Origin of the sequence: Streptomyces sp. SS1-1 (assembly GCF_008973465.1) — a bacterium.
Classification (GTDB): Bacteria; Actinomycetota; Actinomycetes; order Streptomycetales; family Streptomycetaceae; genus Streptomyces.
This window is the reverse complement of the sequence record NZ_WBXN01000001.1, coordinates 85331-106984: the sequence shown is the minus strand read 5'-3', so window position 1 is coordinate 106984 and position 21654 is coordinate 85331. Positions and strand designations below refer to the sequence as shown.

General features: G+C 68.6%; 14 protein-coding genes and 3 pseudogenes. 7 read left to right on the top strand and 10 right to left on the bottom strand.

Annotation, left to right across the window (positions count from 1 at the left end; translation table 11 throughout):
- Positions 1-205: 205 nt before the first annotated feature.
- From F8R89_RS00485 to F8R89_RS00465, 4 genes are all read right to left on the bottom strand, one after another.
- The gene (locus F8R89_RS00485) at positions 206-2965 is read right to left on the bottom strand and encodes an ATP-binding protein (RefSeq protein WP_225994259.1); all 2760 of its coding nucleotides are present in this window, start codon (positions 2963-2965) and stop codon (positions 206-208) included.
- A 238-nt stretch (positions 2966-3203) separates the two neighbouring features.
- Positions 3204-4445 (bottom strand): low temperature requirement protein A, encoded by a 1242-nt coding sequence (locus tag F8R89_RS00480; protein WP_151782072.1) that lies wholly within the window; start codon positions 4443-4445, stop codon positions 3204-3206.
- The gene (locus F8R89_RS00475; RefSeq protein ID WP_225994258.1) at positions 4442-4690 is read right to left on the bottom strand and encodes a hypothetical protein; all 249 of its coding nucleotides are present in this window, start codon (positions 4688-4690) and stop codon (positions 4442-4444) included. The genes F8R89_RS00480 and F8R89_RS00475 overlap by 4 nt, the downstream gene beginning before the upstream one ends.
- Positions 4691-5421: 731 nt before the next feature.
- On the bottom strand, positions 5422-6879 hold the full coding sequence (locus tag F8R89_RS00465) for an aldehyde dehydrogenase family protein (RefSeq protein WP_151782070.1): 1458 nt from the start codon (positions 6877-6879) through the stop codon (positions 5422-5424).
- A gap of 178 nt (positions 6880-7057) precedes the next feature.
- Here F8R89_RS00465 and F8R89_RS00460 point away from each other — a divergent pair.
- Positions 7058-8188, top strand: a pseudogene (locus F8R89_RS00460) (IS256 family transposase); the annotation flags it as partial.
- On the opposite strand, the gene F8R89_RS00455 reads toward F8R89_RS00460, so the two are convergent.
- Positions 8175-8882 carry a hypothetical protein gene (locus F8R89_RS00455; RefSeq protein ID WP_151782069.1) on the bottom strand — a complete coding sequence of 236 codons (708 nt, stop codon included), beginning with the start codon at positions 8880-8882 and terminating at the stop codon, positions 8175-8177. The pseudogene F8R89_RS00460 and the gene F8R89_RS00455 overlap by 14 nt on opposite strands.
- Positions 8852-9121 (bottom strand): hypothetical protein, encoded by a 270-nt coding sequence (locus F8R89_RS00450; RefSeq protein WP_151782068.1) that lies wholly within the window; start codon positions 9119-9121, stop codon positions 8852-8854. The genes F8R89_RS00455 and F8R89_RS00450 overlap by 31 nt, the downstream gene beginning before the upstream one ends.
- A gap of 200 nt (positions 9122-9321) precedes the next feature.
- On the opposite strand from F8R89_RS00450, the gene F8R89_RS00445 reads away from it, so the two are divergent.
- The 3 genes and pseudogenes from F8R89_RS00445 to F8R89_RS37035 all read left to right on the top strand — a co-directional run.
- The gene (locus F8R89_RS00445) at positions 9322-9639 is read left to right on the top strand and encodes a helix-turn-helix domain-containing protein (protein ID WP_151782067.1); all 318 of its coding nucleotides are present in this window, start codon (positions 9322-9324) and stop codon (positions 9637-9639) included.
- Positions 9640-9693: 54 nt separating this feature from the next.
- Positions 9694-9825, top strand: a pseudogene (locus tag F8R89_RS37295) (transcriptional regulator); the annotation flags it as partial.
- Between the two features lie 30 nt (positions 9826-9855).
- Positions 9856-10141 (top strand): annotated as a pseudogene (locus F8R89_RS37035) (HNH endonuclease); the annotation flags it as partial.
- Between the two features lie 837 nt (positions 10142-10978).
- Here F8R89_RS37035 and F8R89_RS00435 read toward each other — a convergent pair.
- A complete protein-coding gene (locus F8R89_RS00435) occupies positions 10979-11734 on the bottom strand; it encodes an SDR family NAD(P)-dependent oxidoreductase (RefSeq protein WP_151782066.1) in 756 nt (251 codons plus the stop codon).
- A gap of 334 nt (positions 11735-12068) precedes the next feature.
- Between F8R89_RS00435 and F8R89_RS00430 the strand changes: the two genes are divergently transcribed.
- Both F8R89_RS00430 and F8R89_RS00425 read left to right on the top strand, forming a co-directional pair.
- On the top strand, positions 12069-12722 hold the full coding sequence (locus tag F8R89_RS00430; RefSeq protein ID WP_151782065.1) for an FMN-dependent NADH-azoreductase: 654 nt from the start codon (positions 12069-12071) through the stop codon (positions 12720-12722).
- Between the two features lie 324 nt (positions 12723-13046).
- A complete protein-coding gene (locus F8R89_RS00425; RefSeq protein WP_151782064.1) occupies positions 13047-13697 on the top strand; it encodes an FMN-dependent NADH-azoreductase in 651 nt (216 codons plus the stop codon).
- 2070 nt (positions 13698-15767) lie between these two features.
- On the opposite strand, the gene F8R89_RS00415 is transcribed toward F8R89_RS00425, so the two are convergent.
- A complete protein-coding gene (locus tag F8R89_RS00415; RefSeq protein WP_192806001.1) occupies positions 15768-16469 on the bottom strand; it encodes a TetR/AcrR family transcriptional regulator in 702 nt (233 codons plus the stop codon).
- A gap of 153 nt (positions 16470-16622) precedes the next feature.
- Here F8R89_RS00415 and F8R89_RS00410 point away from each other — a divergent pair, with 153 nt between their 5' ends.
- Positions 16623-17483, top strand: a complete 861-nt coding sequence (locus tag F8R89_RS00410; protein ID WP_151782061.1) for an MBL fold metallo-hydrolase — start codon at positions 16623-16625, stop codon at positions 17481-17483.
- 218 nt (positions 17484-17701) lie between these two features.
- On the opposite strand, the gene F8R89_RS00405 is transcribed toward F8R89_RS00410, so the two are convergent.
- Entirely contained in the window at positions 17702-20101 is a 2400-nt protein-coding gene (locus F8R89_RS00405; protein ID WP_225994270.1) for a SpoIIE family protein phosphatase, read from the bottom strand.
- A 227-nt stretch (positions 20102-20328) separates the two neighbouring features.
- Positions 20329-21327, bottom strand: coding sequence for a helix-turn-helix transcriptional regulator (locus F8R89_RS00400; RefSeq protein WP_151782059.1), 999 nt, complete (start codon positions 21325-21327; stop codon positions 20329-20331).
- Between the last annotated feature and the right edge of the window lie 327 nt (positions 21328-21654).

Here is a 21654-nt window from a genome sequence, read left to right as displayed (position 1 = left end):
TTTCGGTGTCTCCACGAGAATGGCCCGGCTCCCGTGCCGGCAGCCTCCGTCAGCTGACTGACATCCGGCCGGCGGCTCGCTCACCTCAGTGCCGGGGGAGGGTTGGGACTCGGCGGGTGGCTTGCTCATGTCAGTGCCGGGGAAGTGCCGGTGGACCAGGTCGGTGGTTCGCTCACCTCAGTGCCGGAGCCTCGGCTGGCAGTTCTTACGGCTGGGTGGCGGAAGGCTCGGGAGGCAGTGCCTGCAGGGCGTCGCGGAGCTCGGCCCGCGACGTGATCCCCAACTTCGGGAACACACGGTAGAGATGCGACGACACGGTCCGCGGCGAAAGGAACAGACGCGACGCGATCTGCGGGTTGGACAGCCCCGTCGCCGCCAGCCTGGCGACCTCCAGCTCCTGCGGGGTGAGGGCCTCACCGGCCTTGCCCCGGCCGGCCCGTGTCATGCCGGTGGCGCGGAGCTCCGCCGCGGCCCGAGCCTCCCACGAACGGGCGCCCAGTTCCCCGAAGCCGTCGCGTGCGGCGGCCAGTTGCACCCGGGCGTCACGGTTGTGTCCTTGCCGGCGCAGCGCTTCGCCGTACGCCAGACGAGCCCGGCAGGCCTCGAAGGGCCACTGCTCGACGCCCGGCAGTGCGAGTGCCTCCTCGAAGCACCTGACCGTGTCCTCGGCGGCCGAGGTCATCGCCGTGACCACGGCCGAGTTCAGCGCGAGCCGCGACGAGAGGTGGCCGACACCGGCGTCGCGCAGCGCGTCCGCGTGCCGTCGCGCCTGCGCGTGCCGCCCGGTGCGCACGGCGGCCTCGACGAGGTCCGGCGCGGACCACACGGCCTCGGGGTTGAACGGCGGCAGAACCCCCGGGGCGCAGATCGCCGTGGCGTGATGGAAGGCTGTCTCGAAGTCGGCGGCGCCCAGGGCCGCCCGTGCCGCCGCCTGGTGGGCGCAGTTCTCCAGCCGCCGCAGCCCCCTGGGCCCTGACCACCCCCAGACGGCCTCGCAGTGGCGGCGGCACGCGTCGAGGTCGCCGCGCTGCGCCGCGGTCATCGCGGCTATGTAGTGCCCCACCTGGGCGAACAGGTGGTATCCCGTCTCCTCGGACAGGGCGATCAGCTCGTTTGCGGCGTCGGCCGACGGCTGCCACCGGCCGCTGTAGAGGTCGTCCAGAGCGGCGAACATCAGGGCCGGCATGCTCGACCCCACCGCGCCGCCGTCGCGTACGACCCGGGACACGGCCTCGCGGCAGCCCGGAAGCCGGTCGAGGTAGGAGGCGGTCAGGGCGGTGCGGACGACCACATCGGCGTCACTGCGGTCCCTCAACCCCGCGATCTCCTCGTCCAGGCGGTGCAGCATGCCGTCGGTGACGGAGCCGAGGTCGTGGTGGACGCGCCCCAGCGACGCCGCGGCGGCGGGCGACGCCTGGGGGAGGCGGGCGAGCACGTCGACAAGGGGCTGCCAGTGCTCGGTCCGGCCCGAGTACTGGCTGGCGAGCGTGAGAGCGAAGAGCGCGGTCTCCAGCTCCCCGGACGGCGTACCGGGCGACACCGGCGCCGGCCCGACCGCCTCCATCAGCAGCGCGTGGGCGGTGTCGGCGTCCCCTTCCGTGACGAGCACGAGGAAGCCGGCCGTCGCCGCCGCAGAGAGCGACCGGGCCGCCGGATCGCCCTCGACCTCACGCATGATCTCGTGGCTGACCTCCAGATGACCCGCGACCCAGGCGGCGACGTAGGCGGCCCTTGACAGACGGCGCCTGCGGACCGCCCGGTCGGGGCTCAGCTCGGCCGCGCGCCGCAGCCTCGCGATCGCGCCGTCGGCGTCACCGCGTCGCAGGCTGCTGCGGGCCGCCGACTCCACGACGGCGGCGACCGCCTCGTCGGGCGCCGCCGTGGCTCTCGCGAGATGGTCACCGCGCCGCTCGGGCTGGTCGCCCAGCGCGTCGGCCAGCCGGCGGTGGGCGGTGCGCCGCTGCTCGCCGGTGGAACCGTCGACCACCGCGGACCTGACCAGCGGGTGCCTGAAGCGCACCGTGCGCCCGTTCTCCGCGACCATGACCAGGTGGTCGCGCTCCGCGGGAGCGAGCCCGTCGAGCGCGTCCGGCCCGCCGGCCGCCTCGAGGACGCCGATGTCGCCGGAGCCCTCGAGGGCAGCGAGCAGCAGAACCTCGCGCGTTCTGTGCGGTAGCCGTCCGACGCGGGCGCCGTAGAGAGCGCGCACGTCCCGTCCCTGGCCGCTGGCCCACCCCGCCCCTTGGCCCTGTCGGGCGCCGGACGCGCCGGTGGACCCGGCGAACTCGAGCAGGGCCAGAGGGTTCCCCTGGGCCTCGTGGGCCACGGTCGAGAGGACCCGGCGGGGGAGGTGGGCGAAGCGCCGGGACAGCAGTCGCAGGGCGTCCGCGTCCCCCAGCGGCGCGATCGCCAGCTCCGGCAGACCGGTGGACCGGAAGGTCTCGCCGGACTCCTCGCGCTGTGCTCCGAGCAGCCCGACGCGGCGGCCGCCCAGCCTTCTGGCGACGAAACCCACCGCGGCCAGACTCGCCCTGTCGAGAACATGAAGGTCATCGACCACGATGAGCAACGGCCGCTCTGTCGCGGCCTCGTCGAACAGGGACAGTGCCGCGTTGAGGACGGCGATCCGGCTCGGCGCGGGGCCGGCGCCGAGACCGAGGGCGACCTCGAGGGCCTCCCGCGTGGAATGCGGCAGACGACCGAGCTCGTCCGGCAGCGAGCCGACGAGCTGATGGAGTCCCGCGAAGCTGATGTCCGTCTCGTACTCGTCGCCGCTCCCACGGACGACCCGCATGCCCTTCGCCACCGCCAGCGCGGCGGCCTCGTCCAGGAGCGCCGTCTTGCCCACGCCCGGATCACCGGTGAGCAGCAGGGCGGCTCCGTCCCTCCCGGCCATGTCCAGGAACGCGGCCAGCCCGGCCAGCTCGCCCTCCCGGCCGACCAGCCCGGTCGGGCCGGCGCCCATGTCCGTCCTTGACTTCGCCCACATCCGCCGTGTCCCCCGCCATGCCTCGCGAGGCAGTCGAACCACCAGCCACGCACTTGATCAGCAATGATCGCACCCACCGGCGAACGGCGAAGTGGGCGGCGTCGACGCCGGCGGGACCAACCCGTCACCGTCACTGAGCAGATGCACCGGGCGTACGGCACGGGCGCGGTCGCACGCCGTTGCCGGCCAGGCTCCCGCGGCGGCGAGGACTTTCTCAAACAACCGGCACCGCGACGCTCTCCTCGCCTCTCCCGCGTTCCGGGCGCGCCCAGAGCGCCGCCAGCGTCACCCCGGCCGCCACCGCCAGCGCCGTCACCAGCCCCGCCGCGAGCACCGCCCAGTGACCCAGGAACGTACAGACGGCCACCAGCAGCGCCGTGGCCGGCAGCACCGACTGCTGGGCGATCCCCACCTTGTAGAAGCGCGAGTGCAGTGCCCACACGGTGAGCAGGAACAGTGCTGTCGGCAGTGTCACGGCCGCTGACGCCGCCGACGCCGAACGGTGTGCCGTGCCCACCGCCTGCTCCACCGCCACCTCCAGACCGGCCCCGATCGCGGCACCCGAGACGAAGATCAGGTAGTGGCCGTAGCCCCAGAGGAAGGACTGCCGGTTGGTCCGCAGGTGTGCGTGGATGGGGACGGCGAAGTAGATCCACCAGGCGGCGAAGATGATCAGCAGTCCGCCGCCGGCGATGGGCAGCAGCTCACCCAGGGCCTCGTGCTCGTCGAGCCCCGACTTCACGGCGACCGTGGCCGCCGCGATGGTCTCGCCGAGCACGATGAGCGTGAGCAGCCCGTACCGTTCGGCGATGTGGCGGGGGTGCCAGGGCGTGGGGTGGGCGCGTTCGGCGTACAGCGGTACGGCCATCTCCAGCAGCGCCATCACCAGGAAGACCCATGGGCGGCCGGCCTCCGGCAGGGCCAGCAGCCCCAGCCAGCCGAACTGGCAGAGCCCGACGGCGTACCGCAGTGCCGTCGTCCGCTCGGGGCCCCGGCTCGAGCGCGCCACGCGCAGCCACTGCGCCGTCATGGCGAGCCGCATGATCACATAGCCCAGGACGACGACCAGGTACGCGTGCTCCTCGAACGCCTGGGAGACGCCGGCGGTCACGACGAGTACGCCGGCCATCTGGATCAGCGTGGCGATCCGGTACAGCACGTCGTCGTTGTCGTAGGCCGAGGCGAACCACGTGAAGTTCATCCACGCCCACCAGATGGCGAAGAAGACCATCAGGTAGTCGCGGATCCCCTCGCCGGTGTGCCCCTCGACCATGGCGTGCACCAACTGGGTGCCTGCCTGGGCTATGGCCACGATGAAGCACAGGTCGAAGAAGAGCTCCAGTGAGGAGACGCCGCGGTGCGTCTCGTCGCGGCCCCGCGCCGTGAGCCTGCGCAGTGGCCGGTGGTGTGCGGGGGCCGCCGTGCATGCCGGCGGCGGGGGCGGGCTGGCTGTCATCGGGTGAGCCAGGCTCCGAAATACCGCTGCAGCCGGGGACTGACCTGCCAGACCATCAACGCTGCCGCCACCGGGACGAGTACGGCGAGCCGCACCGGCAGATACAGATCGCCCAGAACAGGGTTCGTGGCCAACCCCAGCAGGACGATGGTGGGGTAGATGGCGCACACGGTGAGGAGCCACAGCTTCCAGCGCCGCACGGCCGCAACGGTGCAGCCGGTCCGGGGCCCGGCGTTCGCGGACACGCTCCGGCCCTCCTCCCGGACCGTGTACCGGACGTCGGTCCCCGCCGGCGGGCTCGGCAGTCCGGGATCACCGGCACCGCAGGCCTGGGAAACACTTCTTCCGTTCATGAACCACTCCAAAATCCAAATGCCGCATGTCGTTCTTCTTGATGCCGTCGGCTCCCGCGCGGCCGAGGCGATGCCGGCGCTGCGTGAGGGACTGCCTGCGCCCAACAGCGCCAGCAGCCGCCGGGCGGGCGGGCGCCCAGGGCCCGGACGGTTCACCACCGCCGGCCGCTGACGGTGCCGTACTGCCGCTTCACCCGCGCCACGCCGGGCCTCGACCGGAGCCGACAGACCGGCGATGCACGGCCCGGCCCCCGCAACGCTGCGCGGCCGGCGTCAGGCGCGGTCGCTGCGGGGCACGACCGCACAGAGACAACGGCCGCCCGACGTCCGCGAGTCCCCCGGCCGCAGCGAACGGCCAGAACGTTCCCGGCCCCGGTGATGAGAACCAGACCGCATGGCGCGGCGGCCTCCTTGCCCCGACCCCAACCCCGACTCCGACCCCGGCCCTGGCCCCGGTCCCAACCTGGCCCCGACCCCGACCCCGACCCCGACCCCGACTCCGACCCCGGCCCTGGCCCTGGCCCCGGTCCCGACCTGGCCTCGGCCCCGACCCGGTGCCCGTGCTGGCCCCGGGCTCGGGCCCGGCGCCCGCACGGGCGCCGGCCGGGTCAGGCGATGACCCGTCAGGCAGCGGAGGGGGTGTGGTCCTGCTCCACATACACCTTGAGGGCCTGGAACTCCTCGATCGCGCGCGGCCCGCACAGGTAGCCGTAGCCGCTTCCCTTGACGCCGCCCTCCTCGAAGTCCTCGCTGATCGCTCCCCAGGTGTTGATCCACACGGTGCCGGTGCGGATGCGCCGGGCGATCCGGCGTGCCTTCATCGAGTCCGCGCTGAACACCGAGGCGGCCAGCCCGTAGATGGTGGCGTTCGCCTTGGTCACGGCGTCGTCCTCGTCGTCGAAGACCTCGAACGTCTGGACCGGCCCGAAGACCTCCTCCTGCACGATCGGGACGTCGGTGCGGTCCACCTCGATCAGGCTCGGCCGGTAGAACGCCCCGGCGGCCAGCGGGCCGTCGGTGACCATGCCGCCGCGCAGCAGCACCGTGCCGTAGGAGGCGGCTTCCTCGACGATCGCGTCCACCCGCTCGGCGGACGCCCGGTCGATGACCGGGCCGAGCTGGGCCTTCTCATCGCCGCCCGAGCCGAGCCGCACCTGCGCGAGCGCGTCGGTGAGCCGGGTACGCACCTGGCCGGCGATGCCCCGGTGCACCAGCACGCGGGAGCCGGTGCAGCAGAACTGCCCGTTCATCAGCACCAGCGACTGCACCACGGTCGGGATGACCATGTCCAGATCGGCGTCAGAAAGGATCACCATCGGCGCCTTGCCGCCCAGTTCCAGACCGAGCCGCTTCAGCGTGCTGGAGGCCGCGGCCGCGATACGGCGCCCGACCGGCGTACTGCCGGTGTAGTTGATGACGTCGACCTTGTCCGAGGAGACCAGGAACGGGGCACCGGTGTTGCCGGACTCGGTGAACACGCTGACCACGCCCGCCGGGATCTCCGGGACCGAGGCCAGGACCTGCGCGAACAGCTCATTGGTCAGCGCCGTCTGGGCCGGCATCTTGACCACGGCGGTGCAGCCGGCCGCCAGCGCCGGGCCCAGCGCCCGCACGGTCAGCATGACGGGGGAGTTCCACGGCGAGATGATCCCGGCGACACCGAGCGGCTCGGGCACCGAGTGGGTGTACTGGCCGGGTCCCGTCTCGGCGGCGCGCCCGGCGCTCTGGGTGCGCGCGGAGGCCGCCGCGTACCGCAGCCACCCGGCCGCACCGCCGACCTCCCACATGGTCTCCCCGAGCAGCTTGCCGTTCTCCCGGGACAGCATGGCCGCGACCTCGGGTATCCGGGCCTCGAGGGCGTCGGCCAGCCGGCTCAGCGCGCTCGCCCGCAGCGAGGGGGTACGCGCCCATTCGGTGGTGGCGAACGCGGCGGCGGCGGCGTCCACGGCGGCCGAGGCCTCCGCTTCGCCACCGTCGTAGAACGAGCCGACGACGGTGCCGTCGGCCGGGTCGATCGATTCCAGGACCGAACCGGAGCCGGTCCACTGTCCGTTGATCCAATGGCGCGCGATGGTGTTCATGGTCTGTTCCTCGTGGTTGCGCCCGATGCTTCCGGGCGGTTTCGATGTCTGCACGAGAATGTCCCGGCTACCAGTCCGACAGCCTCCGTCAGCTGACTGACATCGGGCCGGCGGTTCGCTTACGTCGGTGGGGACTGTAAAACGATCGGTGTAACTCCTGATCAAGGAAAATGCATCGATGACCAGCGACAACGTGACCGAGGCCGAGTCCGTCAAGGCTCCTGAGCCGCAGTCGGCGAAGAAGGTGGACGACCAGCTCATCGACGAGTTGGTCGGCCGCGCACAGGCCGAGGGACTGCAGCTGACCGGCGAGGGCGGGCTGCTCCAGCAGCTGACCAAGCGGCTTCTGGAGTCCGCCCTCGAAGGCGAGATCACCGACCATCTCGGCTATGACAAGCACGACCCGGCCGGGAAGAACGGCGGCAACAGCCGCAACGGCACCCGGGCCAAAACCGTGCTGACGGATGTCGGCCCGGTCGAGATAGCCGTGCCCCGCGACCGCGAGGGCAGCTTCGAGCCGAAGATCGTCAAGAAACGGCAGAAGCGCCTGTCCGGCGTGGACGAGATGGTGATCTCGCTGTCCGCGAAGGGCCTGACGACCGGTGAGGTCCAGGCCCATCTGGCCGAGGTCTATGGCGCCGAAGTCTCCCGCCAGACCATCTCCACGATCACCGACAAGGTCATGGACGGCATGGCCGAGTGGCAGAACCGGCCCCTCGACGCCGTCTATCCGGTGATCTTCATCGACGCGATCCACGTGAAGATCCGCGACGGCGCCGTGGCGAACCGGCCGATCTACGTGGCTCTGGCCGTCACCGTCGAGGGCCGGCGGGACATCCTGGGCCTGTGGGCAGGCGACGGTGGCGAGGGCGCCAAGCACTGGATGCACATCCTCACCGAGATCAAGAACCGTGGCGTGAACGACGTCCTCATGCTCGTCTGCGACGGCCTCAAGGGCCTGCCCGACGCAGTCGAGGCTGTCTGGCCCCGCACTACCGTCCAGACCTGCGTGGTCCACCTGCTGCGGAACTCCTTCCGCTATGCCGCCCGCCAGGACTGGGACAAGATGGCCAAGCTCCTCAAGCCCGTCTACACCGCTGCGACCGAGGAAGCCGCACTCGAGCGGTTCGCGGAGTTCGCCGACGCGTGGGGAAGGAAGTATCCGGCGATCGTCAGGCTCTGGGAGAACGCGTGGGAGGAGTTCACGCCGTTCCTCCGGTTCGACACCGAGATCCGCCGCATCGTCTGCACCACGAACGCCATCGAGTCGGTGAATGCCAGGATTCGGCGGGCAGTCAAGGCACGCGGCCAGTGGCGAGGAACTCCTCGAGCGTGGTCGAGGTGGTGATCACCCGGCCGTCGTCCAGGAACCTGATGCGCCCCTCGGCCACGTCCGACGTCATCGCGACTGTCCCGTCGGCCATGTGGTGGCTGAACCCCGCCTCGAGCAACGAGGCCCGCACGTCCTCGGGGGAGCGAAGAACATACCGGGCGCCGTCGGCGCCGACCGCGGCCCCGATCAACCGGGTGGCCTCCTCCAGGGTCCGGTAGGCAGGCCCGGCCACCTCCACCACACCGGGCGTGAAGGCACGCTCGCCGCGCAGGAACTCCGCCGCGATGCGCCCGATGTCCGCGGTGGCGATCATCGGCAGCGGCAGGTCCGGGGGAACGAGGCCGCCCGTGGTGCCTGTGGCCTTGATGGACGCGATGTCGGCGCGCAGGTTCTCCATGAACGACCCCGCCCGCAGATGGACCGCCGGGACGCCGGTGGCGTCGATGGCCTCCTCCAGCCGCCGCAGCCCCCACACCGGCCCCCGGGCGCCGGGGTAGTTGGCTGCCCAGCCACTGAGGGTCACGACACGGCGCAGCAAGCCCTGCCGGTGCGCGGTCTGTACGGCGTGCGCCTGCGCGGCGATCACGGCCCGCTGGTAGGCGGGGAAGTTTGTGCTGCTCGGTATGAGGCCCGGCGCCATCATGACGAACGCGCCGCTCGCCCCTTCCATGGCCTCGGCGAGCCTTCCCCGTCGTCGAGGGCGCTGACGTGCGTACGGGCGCCGAGCCCGGCGTAGGGCCGAAGCCGCTCACGGTCACGCCCGACGGCCACGACGTCCGATCCGCCCTCCAGAAGTGCCCGGACCACGGCCGAGCCGGTGTCGCTGGTGGCCGCGGTGACGACGAAGAGGTCCGAGTCCGCCCCGACAGGCCGCGCGGAGGTCTCCTGGGACGAGTGCTTGACGTTCATGCCCCCACGGTCGGACACCACAGGCCGTGCAACCAGACCACGCCGTGGACACCCAGGCCGGCGGCCACCCCCGCTCGGCCCGGCATCGGCCAACCACCGTCCCGGCGGCCGGCCCGCACCTGCCAACCGCCGTCCCGGCGACGCATGGGGGACCATGCCATGGACAGGCACCACGACGCGCCGGCTGGAACACTCGAACCATGCGGAGTACCTGGTCGTCATCGGCGGAACTAGGAGCGTTCCTGCGCAGCCGACGCGCGGCACTCACCCCCGAGGAGACGGGCATGTCCTCCTTCGGGCAACGCCGGGTACCGGGCCTGAGACGAGAGGAACTGGCCCACCTCGCCGGGATCAGCGTCACCTACTACACGCGCCTGGAGCGCGGCGAGAGCCACCAGGTGTCCGACTCGGTCCTCGACTCCCTGGCGAGCGTCCTCAAACTGACCCCGGAAGAACGCGCCTACCTGGACCGGTTGGCCCGGCCGGCCCGGACGGCCAACCACCGGGGAGAACCGTAAAAGCTACGGCCCGCGGTCCAGGCACTCGTCGACTCCGCCAGCGGGCAAGCCGCGATCGTCGTCGGTCGACGCGCCGACGTCCTGGGCGGCAACCGGCTCGGCTTCGCCCTGTGGGGACTGCCGACACCGGACCCCGCATCGCACGAACCCCGACCGAACATCGCCCGCATCACCTTCTTCGACATGTCGGCCCGTGACCTCTTCCCCGACTGGGAGTCACAGGCCAGGGACAGCGGAGCGTCCGCGTGGACAGCACAGCGGCGTGAGGCGTACGCCAACGACCAGGGTCGCGGTCACAGCCCGCTCGAACCGCTCCAAGTCCGACCAGGACCCCGCCCAGTGGCTGCCGTCGGCGGCCGAGGCGTACTGCCGCTACGCCGCGGAGTGGGTCGGCACGAAACTCCGCTGGAGCCTCGCGGCCGACGAGACCGAAGTGGCAGCCCTGCGCGAGACGGCGGCAGACTGCCCCGATCAGACCGTGACCTACGAACCCGCCGCATGACTCACCTGGCGGCCAACGGCCAGGCCGCTGGCCGCCAGGAATAGGGGCGAGTCCGGGCTCGTGCGCGACAACTCGGAGGTTGGAGCATCACACGTCGGCGGGACTGCCTTGCCCTTCTAGGGACGTTGTCCCGCGGGCCCGCTGGCCGTGCGGCGTCCAACTCATCACAAGTCGTGCTGAATGGTGATGGCGTCGATCAGTTCTCGCTGATCGACGCCATCACCTTTCGCACTGCTGAATACCGGGCTGGCAGTACCAGCTTTGGCCCGCGCTTGGTGCCGGGGCTACGTAACACCCAAGCCCAGGCCGACGGATTGAGGGTGCGGAGGGGGTGACTTACAGCTCCTAACGGAATGCCGCCTCGAGGCTGCGCTCAGCTTCCTCCGAAGACTGGGGGCAGGCAGGAGGGAGACAAAACTCCTGGGCGCACGGGGTCTCGTGTCATCAGAGCAGCCCGCTTCGCCCTGGCCTGGAACACACTCCTCACCCAGGACCACCCAAGTCACACCGGCTGACCAACCCGCGCAGCCCTCACCAAGCCACCCGCGTCCAGGGCCGAAGGCCCCGTGCACCTCGGTCCCGCCGGGGCACCGCCGACCTGGCCCGGGCAGCCGTCCTCGCTCATACCGCACCTGCTACGACCGCTGCGTGGGCGTTCCGGGCGAGATCAACCGACCGATGCCCGGAAAAGATCAGGTCATGGTGCAGATCCACGCCAGCGGCGTGAACCGACGGCCCGGGCAGTATCTCAGTTGTGTGGGGCTGGGGGGGGGACGGTGATGTGTCACCGGCGTGCCACGGTCCGGTGAGGGCCTCCCCGGACCTCTCACGGGCAGGTCAGGGGCGAAGGCCGCCGGAGGCCACGATGACCTCGCCGGTCACCCAGCGAGCCTGGGGGGACGCGAGGAAGGTGACCGCGAGGGCGACGTCCTCGGGCTGGCCCAGCCTGCCCAACGGGGTGTCCGCGACCAGGGAGTCGATGTACGCGCTGCCGACGAGCCCCTGTGAGTGGCTGCCTTCCGTTTCCGTGACACCGGGGGCGACCGCGTTCACCCGGATGTTCTTCGGGCCGAGTTCCTTCGCCAGTACACGGGTGACCGCTTCCACAGCGCTCTTGGTCGCCGTGTAGACGCTCAGATTGGGCTGGATGAGCTGAGCCGCCGCGGTGCTGATGTTGACGATGCTCCCCCCGTCGCGTCCGAAGTGCTTGACGGCCTCCTTGGAGGCGAGGAGCACGCCGAGGACGTTGGTGTCGAACTGACGGCGGAAGTCCTCTTCGGTCGTCTCCTCAAGAGGGCCGAAGGCGTAGACGCCGGCGTTGTTGATCAGGATGTCCACCGCCCCGAAGGCGCGCACCGTCTCGTCGAACAGCGTCTGCAGGTCGGACTCCTTGGTGACGTCCGCGGGCAGGGCAATCGCCCTTCCCCCCGCATTTTCAATGGCAGCCACCACTGAGGCCGCCCTTTCCTTGTCGCCGGGGTAGTAATTCACGACGACCGCTGCGCCCTCGGCTGCCAGGTTCTTCGCGAAGGCGGCACCGAGTCCCTGGGCGGCGCCGGTGACGACCGCCACCTTGTCGGCAAGCGTGTTCATGACCATCTCCAGATCCGACCCGTGACCCAGCAGGAGGAATCGGTCCGCCTGTCGGCCTGGGTTCCTGTTGATCTCGAATGTGAGGAGACCGGGTGCGCACGGGTGAGTGACTATGCGCGAGGGGAGGCGTCGGGCGGTTGCGCCCCACGGCCCGTGTCGGCCTGGAAGAACCGTATGCACGGCCTTCTCCGCCCACAACGACCCTGTTAGGCACTTACGAGAAGTAAGCGACTAACAGGCGCTTTGATGGGTGGGGGAGGGCGGGGTCAGTGTGGATGCAGGCTCCTCGAGAGCCGCCCGATCTTTCGTCCGTACTGACCTGGAAGCACACACCATGGCAACTCTGCTGCACATCGACTCCTCCCTGAACCCCGGCACCACCTCGAAGTCCCGCACCGTGGCGATGAGGTTCTGCGACGCGTGGCGGGAGCAGCACCCCGACGGCGAGGTTATCTACCGCGACCTTGCCGCGGACCCCCTGCCGCACCTGGACCAGCACGCCTTCTCCGCGGCGTTCGTGGACGCCGAGGCACGTACTGCGGAGCAGGCCGCGGCGATGGCCCGCCGCGTACAGCTGATCGAGGAACTCGAGCAGGCCGACGCCGTGATCCTGGGCGCGCCGATGTACAACTTCACGATCCCCTCGACCCTCAAGGCGTGGATCGACCACGTCCTCATGGTCGGACGCACGACTGGAGACACCTCCAGCGTCAAGGGCCTCCCGGTGACCGTGATCGCCAGTCGCGGCGGGTCGTATGCGCCGGGTACGCCCAGGGAAGCGTCGGAGTACGTGCAGAACTACCTGCAGTCCATCCTCAACGAGTACATGGGCCTCGAACTGGACTTCATCGTCCCGGAGCTGACCGCTGCGCACTCCAACCCGAGCATGGCGGAGCTCGTTCCCCTCGCCGAGGAGTCCTGGGCGCGGGCTCTGCAGGAGGCCACCGTCAAGGGCAAGGAGATCGCCCAGCACGTCACCTCTGCCTGACGGCCGCACGTCCCGTCCCGGCCTCCGCACACCGCGGGGGCCGGGTTGTGGGGGCCGTGGCCGACGATGCGGAAGAGGAAGGCGGACGGTGCGCTGTCTTCTGGCAGGCGAATGGCGGCGGTGCCCCGACGCCCACCGAACGACTCATCACCCGAAAAAGGGGAGTCCATGGTGGCGGGCGGTGTTCGGGCCCGGCTGCCAAACCTGCGCCAGCACCACCAGCCGCGACGTTGCCAGCCCATCACTGCTTAGACCCTTGACCGGACCTGACTACACGATCATGGCGGTGCACTCACCGGTGTCCGTCCAGTCTGAGAGCACCCCATGGCCACGCTGCTGCACATCGACTCGTCCGTGCACCCGGCCGGTGCATCTGTCTCACGCGCTGTGACCCAAGCCTTCCGCCGGACCTGGCAGAGCCGGCACCCCGGCGCAAGGGTGATCTACCGGGATCTGTCCGTCGCACCCGTTGCGCATCTCACCACCGAGGCATACGCAGCGGGCTTCGTCGACCCCCAAAACCGCACCCCGGGACAGGTCGCCGCCTTTGCCGCCCGCCAGAGGCTGATCGAGGAACTGGAGCGGGCCGACGCGATACTGCTCGGCGCACCAATGCACAACTTCACCATCCCCTCGACCCTCAAGGCCTGGTTGGACAATGTGGTCCTTTTCGGCCGTACAGCGGGGGAGAACTCGACCCTGGCCGGCACCCCCACCACGGTCGTTACCAGCCGGGGTCTTTCGTACGCGCCGTGCACCCCAGACGAGGAACACGAACACGTCCAGAACTATCTGACCACGGTTCTCGGACACGCGATGCGCCTCGACGTCGGTTTCATCGTTCCGGAGTTCACGCAGGCGATGCACGATCCGTCTATGGCCTCGCTCGTCCCGCTCTTCGAGTGGTCCCGGAACCGAGCCCTGGAGGAGGCGTCCGCAAGAGCCCAAGCCCTGGGGAAGCGCGACGCGACCTGAGCAACGCCCCTCACCGCCCTGCTGCTGTAGAGGGCGGACCCGCTCGGGACCGGCACCTGTGGACGCGAGCCCCTGGGGCGGCTCTGAAATGCGGGTAGATCCTCGCACGGCGTGCTCTGGTGGTCACATCTGCCGGACGGCTGCGCGTGGTTCACCGATCAAGGCTGGTTACGTGGGCAGCTAACAATTCGAAGCTTCACGCCTGCGGGCTCTCACGGGGTGTGTCACAGTCTTCCTGTGCGCCCGCTGCTGGCGGCGAGCGTCAGTGGGACAACTTCAGCGGGCCAACGATGCTGCGTCTCCCATGGTGATGACCGGTCTGAGCGCGGGATCCAGCGTTCTGAGCAGCTGCCGCATGTGGGTGAGGGAGATACTGATGCAAGCTTGAGTCGGTCCGCCGTGATCCACGTGGACCCAGATCCCGCCGCCTTTGTCCGCTCCCCATGGGCGTGTCCAGTCCAGTGGCGTGGTACCTGGCTTGCGGTTGTAGTTGATGGCCACGACGTAGTCGAATGCGCCAGCTAGGGGCTCACCCTCGAAACCGGTCCCTGTCAGGCGGAACCCTGCCGACTGGTGGTAAGGAAGACGTGTGCCGGGGTTGGGAAGTAGCCCGCCCGCGTCGGTCAGCGTGTAGGTGCCGACGGGGGATCGGAGGTCACCGATGCGGTGATCGGAGGTCCATCCTCTCAGAGCGTTCTGAGCAGCCCACGGACCTGCCATCTGTTTCCATCCCGTAGCGGAGCGCTCGTAAAGAGCTGCTGTGGACGTGCTGCTGTTGCGGTCCGCTCCAGTGACGACGAGGACCTGGTGGCTCTCGTCGGGTATGGAGGCCAGGGTGCCGGGCCCCACCCCGGCCGGGACGGTGGACGCCTGTGGCTGATCTTTTGCCGCAGGGCGTGTATGGAGCGGCGTGACTTGCGGGGGCGGAGCCTGGCGGTGGCCATTGCTGATTGCAGGGCTGTGCGGTGCGCAGCCACCGAGCAGAACGGCAGCGGTTAGAGCCGATGCAGGTTCCCGCAGGCGACGGCAGCATGCCCTGAAGAACGTTGCAAACATACGTGAGCTGCTTTCTTGAGCCGAAGGTACGCGCGCGAGCAAGCAATGAGTGGGTCAGGATCTACCGGGGGACTCGAGCAGGAGGCAGTCATCATGCCCGTCCGTGAGCGGCCCGCAGTGGAGGACCACCACTGCAACCCTCAGCACTTGCGTGTGAACTGATGTCTTTCAGTGTTGTCGTGAATAAAGTAGATGACCGAGCGTCTGTTGCGCCAGCTGAGTTCGATCAAGGTCGGAGCGTGGGGGCGCTCGTTGCCACGGTGTCTGTCGCAGCGGGCCCGCCGTCTGGTGCTGTTGGGCGGTTGCAGCCTACGAAGCAGGAGCAGCGTGCGCTCCTCAAATCTGGTGGACAGCCCGGTACGTTTGCCCGGCGGCGTGAACCGCGGCCGGTCTGGTCCGCGAGGCCTCGCGTATGCGCATGGTGGTCACTGGTGTGTTTCACCAGACGGGTGAGGGTGTTGCTGGCCTCCCGGGAGAGGCTCACATCACACGGCACAATGACACTTCCGAAGCCTCTGGTGAGCTGTCACCACGATGCTTTCGCTGCCCTGAAGATGCTGCCATGAAGGTCGGCAACACGGTGGCGAGCGCCGCCCTCCGTGTAGCACCTCAGGGGCGAATTGACAGCCCACCGCAGTCTTCCTGTCCCCGTTCCGCCGGCCACCGGAAACCGGCTTGCATCTCGTACGGATACCCGACGGCAGCGACATACAACTCCGGGACTGCCGGGGGAGCGGCACCTAGACATGGAGCACGCGCTGACGGTCTGTTGCTGCAGGGGCAGGGCGTCTGTGGCAGCCTCTTCGCAGTCAAGAACTGCCTGGCCCTCTTCTTCGTCAACGGCGTTGAGGTCCGGTGTACTCAACACGTCTGAGGAACAGCCGGCTGCTTCAGTCCAGCCGCCGTGGTGCTGGGCGGGCGATGCACAGGCTCTGCGGACCCTGGGAAGTCCAGCGGTTATGGCCCTGCAGCAGACCCTCGTGCCGAGATGCTTCGCAGGCGGGCATGGAATGTCTACTGTGAGGCCGGTGGCTCTTGAGTGGTGCCCGTCTGCCCAGCCTGATACTTTCGCAGCTCGGCAATCACGGCGTTCAGGCGCTTGTCGGGGGCTAGGCGGGCGGCGGCGGCCAGAGCGCCGGACAGCAGGTCGACGAGCGCGGCGGCGAGGGTTTCGACAGGGAACGTGTCCGTATCCTGCAGCCAGATCAGGATGAGTTCGTCCGCGGCCGCGGCGAAGGCGCGCAGGGCTGGCAAAAGAGCGGGCAGTTCAGGGTCCAGGTCCAGTAGGTGACAGATCTCCTGGATCCCGTGCAGGCGCGTCGAATCGAATGCGGCCCAGGCTACCTCGGTCGCTCCGGCCCGGCGCAGGATCAGATGGACGGCAATTTTTCTGTTCCGAGCCAGGAATTCGACATGAGAGCGAAAACGCTGCTGCAGAAGCGGGGAGAGGGGGCCGCCCTTGCTGACACTCCTCGCGGCCCGGAGCTGGGCGTCCACCTCTCGGACCGCCTCGGCGTAAAGACCGTCCTTGCCCTTGAAGTGGTGTGAGAGCAGCCCTTGGGCGACTCCGGCGGACCGCGCGATCTCGCCGACGGTGACATCTGCGTACGGCCGGTCGGCAAAAGCCTCGAGAGCCGCTGCGAGCAGCTTCCTGCGTGTCTCCTCGGCAGCCAGCTGCCGCCGAGTGGGGGGCTTCCCGCTCGCCGACTGTGCCACGGTCTCAGTCTCCTCCACACACTGCTAGATCCAGGTCAGCCTAGCGCAGAGGCGATCAGGACCGTCCGAACTCATTGAACATCATTCATTGAACGGTACTCAATGAGTGGTAGTATCTGCTTGTTGCATGGCACATCCCCTGGAAGGACGGCGATGACCACCTTCACGATCGGTGACGTCACCATCACGAAGATCACCGAGCTGGAAGCGACAGGTGACACCGAGCTGATGTTGCCGGACGCGACCCCTCAGGCCGTCCGGCAGGTGACTTGGCTGCACCCTCACTACGCCACGGAAGACGGCCTGCTCAAGACCAGCATTCACGCATTCGCCGTAGTGACACCGACCCGTCGGATCATCGTCGACACAGGGCTGGGAAATCACAAAATGGGCCGTCCCGTCCCTGCCTGGAACGGGATGACGGGGACTTTCCTGCAGGATCTGACCGACGCAGGCTTCCCGCCCGACGGCATCGACACGGTGCTGTGCACCCATCTCCACGTGGACCACGCCGGCTGGGACACCCGCCTGGTGCACGGCCAGTGGGTCCCAACCTTCCCCAACGCCCGGCATGTGTTCGCTCGCACCGAGTTCGAACATGCCGAGGCGGCCCCAGGCCATGGGACGGCCGAACTCTTCGCCGACTCCGTGACCCCACTAGTGCAGGCCGGACTGGTGGATCTGGTACCGGCCAACGAGCAGGTAACACCCGAGATACAGATGGTGCCCACTCCAGGCCACACGCCGGGACACGTCAGCATCCTCATCGAATCGCGAGGTGAACGAGCCCTCATCACGGGAGACTTCATCCATCACCCCGTACAACTGGCTCGGCCAAGTTGGACGTCCGCCGGAGACCACGATCCCGGCCGTGCGGCGACCACCAGACGGGTTGTGCTCGAGGAGCTTGCCCGTACCCGAACGCTGCTTATCGGCACGCACTTCCCGGGCCCCACCGCTGGTTATGTCATTCCCGACGGGGACGATACCTATCGCCTGCAGAGTCTCGCGTAATTGGGCCGACCTGGAAGATGTATGTGAGTCGTAAGGCCGGTGTGGATACGATCACCCTACAGGGGGAGACTGGCGGCCACCGTCAGAGCCAGAGATCGAGCCAGTGGTCGGCCCACTCTTGCCAGGCCGAGCAAGGGATGCTCGCCCCAGCTATCCGGCTGTGAAGCGCGCCTCAAACCCTTCCCTTGGCGGTCGCAGCAGTGTGAGGGCTCCTTCGATCATGTCTGTTCTTCCTCTGCCACCTCCTGCTCGGTCCAGATGGTCTTGCCTGTGTTGCTGAATCGTGTGCCCCATCGCTGGGTGAGTTGGGCTATGAGGAACAGCCCTCGACCGCCCTCGTCGCCGGAACGCGCGTAGCGCAAGTGCGGTGCCGTGGCGTTGGTGTCGGATACCTCGCAGATCAGCGCATGATGGTCGCGTATCACACGGAGGTGGATCGGCCCTTCTGCGTAACGGATCGCATTGGTGACCAACTCACTGACGACGAGTTCTGTGACGAAGGCGGTCTCCTCCAGCCCCCACGTGGCGAGCTGACGTTGCACCAGGCTGCGTGCGGTGGCGACCACAGCGGGGTCGCTGGGCAGGTCCCAGATACTCATCTGGTCTTCGCCCAAACGCTGTGTCCGTGCCAGCAGCACGAGTGTCCCTCGAGGCAAGGCCTGCTCATCGGACCAGGCTTGCCCGATGTCGTTCCGCAGTTGCGGCAGGGGGACACCGGCCGCAGAGTGCAGTGCTTCGGCAAGTAGTGAGGACTCATCCCCCGCAGCCTGACCGCCACGCGCAGTCGCAGGAGTGTAGAAGGCGAGCGTGCTGCCAGCCGGCAGGGTGAAGTCCTTGGCGGTGGAGTGCCTGTCGGCTGACCCCAGGGGCGCGCCCACCGGGGCGGTCAGAGTCCGCACATGCCCGCCGGGTTCTGCCACGAGGGGGAGGACGTGTCCGGCACTGGCCAGGGACAGGCTGCCTGATGCCGGGTCGTAGAGGGCATAGACGCATGTGACTTCGGGCGAAACGGTGTCGGCGGAAGCCGGGCCGCCGTCACCGGTGATCCGCTGAGCCAGAGTGTCCATGCGGGCCAGCACTTCGTCCGGGCTGAGGTCCAGGTCCGTCAGGGCGTGCACGGCTGCTCCCAGCCGGCCCATGACCGCGGCACCGGACAGGCCGTCCTCGTTCGTCGTTCCGACGACGAGAGCAACGCGGGCTCCGGACACGGGGATGACGTCGAACCAGTTGGTGCCCGAGGTGGCGGGAGCGAAGTAGTGGGAAGTCTCCACAGCGCTCTGGTCGGCGGTGTCCGAGGGGAGGAACCGACGCTGCAGCATGCGCACGGCGCTATGTTCACGTGTGTAGCGACGTGCGTTGTCGATACTCAATGCAGCTCGCGAGGCCAGGTCACGGGCCGTGAGTACGTCGAAGTCGGAGAAGGCGCTGGTCCGCCCCATCCGGTAGAACGTAACCGCTCCGATGAGGGTGCGCCGGGCCTGCATGGGCACCACGAGGCAATGAGCAGACTGACGACCGGCCCTTGGGTACAGCGGCTCCCCGTCGTCGCCAGGAAGCAGGGTTTCCCCACGGCGCGGACCGTCGGCCACGAGCCGGTCCGGGTCCACCGGGTAGGGGAATCGTGGTTGTGCCGAGCGCGTCGTGGTGCCGTGGGATGCGGCAGGGCCTGCGGCGCACCGCAGGCCCACCCTGCGAAGATCCCTCTGGGCGGGATCGGGCTCGTCGCCGGAGATGACGGGCGCGAACACGTCGACCGTGGCGGCGTCGGCGAAGCGTGGCACCGTGATGTCTGCAAGTTCCTGACCTGTGGCCATCACGTCCAGTGAAGCACCGATCAGAGCGCTGGCATCCGCCAGGAGCGCGATGTGCTCTTCTGCCGTTCGCTGATCGGTGATCTCCACAGCAGTGGTGGCGAGACCCACTACACGGCCTAGATCATCCTCGAGGCGGAACACGGAGTTCGAGAAGATGTGCTCGTGGTCAGGATCATCGGGAGGACGGCCACGCTTTTCGAAGCCGACGTGCGGCACACCCGACCTCAGCACGTCCTTCATGCGTGCTTCGAACTCCACAGAATTCGAGTCCGGCCACAGTTCGTGCGGCATGAGGCCGAGGGAGCCTTCTCGAAAGACTCCCTGCATCCCCTCCGCGGCAGGGTTGAACCGACGAAGACGCAGGTCAACGTCGTACACACACAAGCTCGAGGGAGAGTCTTTGAACAGTGCGCCCAACACTGCCACGTCGATGGCTCTTGCATCGGGCTCTTCTGCTGCCGGGGACACCACCACTGTCCAGCTGCCCGAAGGGCGCGAAGAGGGCCGTATCCGCAACCGGCATGCCTTCACGCGGCCGTCCCGGCAGCGCAGCACGACTGGTGCGGAGAACCCCTGCCGTGGGCCGGTTCCGTCCCAAGGGCTCGACGAGTCCGTTGCCAGGAGGCTGGAGGCCGGCTTCCCGAGGATCTCAGGAGAGGTGAATCCCAACAGCTCCTGGACCTCGTCGCTCCATGTGGCAACGGCGCCGTGCTCGTCGATGACTATCTCGGCACCTGCATGGGCTCGCGCTGCGAACGAATCCGGCTCATGTGCACGTGAGGTACTCACATCAAGTCTCCTCATGTCCCCGTGAGCCAGCATGACAAAGATCGGCATGCAAGGCATCTGGACCTTCAGTCCTGCGACTGCGGCCTGGCGAGGGGGAAACCTCGCTTGTCCGTCGGCGGATGACTGCGCCAGCCCGTGGATCAAAGAGCCGGGCGGGACGGCGCCGCGCCGAGAGCATGACCGGGCAGGGCAGCAGCTTCCCGGTCTCTCGCAGCCCGGTCGCCCTGCTGAGTGCTGCGCGGCTACAGCCAGCCGCGGCGGGCGGCCTGCCAAGCCAACTGCATGCGCGTCGTGGCGCCGGCCAGCTGCATCATCCGCTGCACATACCGCTGGACCGTACGCCGGCTCAGTCCCGTCTGCGTCGCGATCGCCTTGTCGCCAAGACCTGCCACGAGCAGTGACAGCAGCTTCCTGTCCAGCACGGACAGCGACTGTGGGGCCGTATAGATGTCGCCGGCGTTTCCGGAGCCGTCGACAGAGAGAGGTATCGCGTCCTCCCAGTAGCGCTCGAAGAGTGCCGTCAGAGCAGACACCAGACTGCCGTCCCGGATCAAGGCTGCGGTGGGGGGGCCTGGGCTTCCGTGAGATCCTCCCGGAACGAGCGGGCACACAGCGATAGACCGATCGGCGATCGCCAGACGCAGTGGCAGATGAGGTACCGCACGGGCTATCTCCCCTGCGCGGACGGCCCGCGCCACATTGTCGACAGCGCCTTCGTCGTCGAAGTAGGCCTTCTCGTACAGAACGCGATAATTCACACCACGTGACAGCGCCTCGAACTCAGCATCGTTGCTGCCTGCCGGCATGGCCACGTACTGCGGTTTGCAGAACCAGAGCATCTCGCTCCGAGACGCCGACTGGATGTGCCGCAAGTGCTGACGCAGCGACTCCGTTCCTGTGACCAGTTCGATGAGCTGACTGGTGTCCTGCCTGCGCAGGGTGTCCTGGTAAGCCTCCAAGAGACCGGCCACTTCGTTGCGCGCGAGCTCAAGCGCCTCGGCGTGGCGCTTGAGGCGGGGGGTCAGAGCCACATCGGGTGGTGTCGCCCAATAGAGGAAGGGGAGCTTGTCGGTGCGACTTGCCAAGCCCTGAGAGGTGAGCACGGCCAGAGTCAATTCGACCGCGGGCCGGGACAGGGCGGTGCGGCGCATCACATAGTCGGCCGGCACCCGGCCCTCGGTCACCAGAACCCGGTAGACGGCCTCCTCGGCCGGCGAGAGTCCTGCGACTTCCAGTGTCACGTCAGTCACCTCTCTGCAGCCGGTCCACAACAGGAACCGTACTCCATTCAGTGTGATGTGGTGTGAGTGGTGGGGCGAGTGGGTTCGGAGCCGACTAACCCGGCTTGCCGCCACCATGCGCCTGCATCGCTGGCGTCCACCTCGCCCCGCTGCCTCTGTCAGCACCCGCTCGCACGCCCAACCTGCTGCGACCGGGCTTTCGGCACACCACCGCCGTGCCTGACCGGTACCTCCGGTCAGCCGTCCGCCGGGGCCGGGGGTGACGCCTTGACGCCATGACATCAAGGCGTCACCTCATCGGCTAGGCAGACCCCGGGACCATTGCGG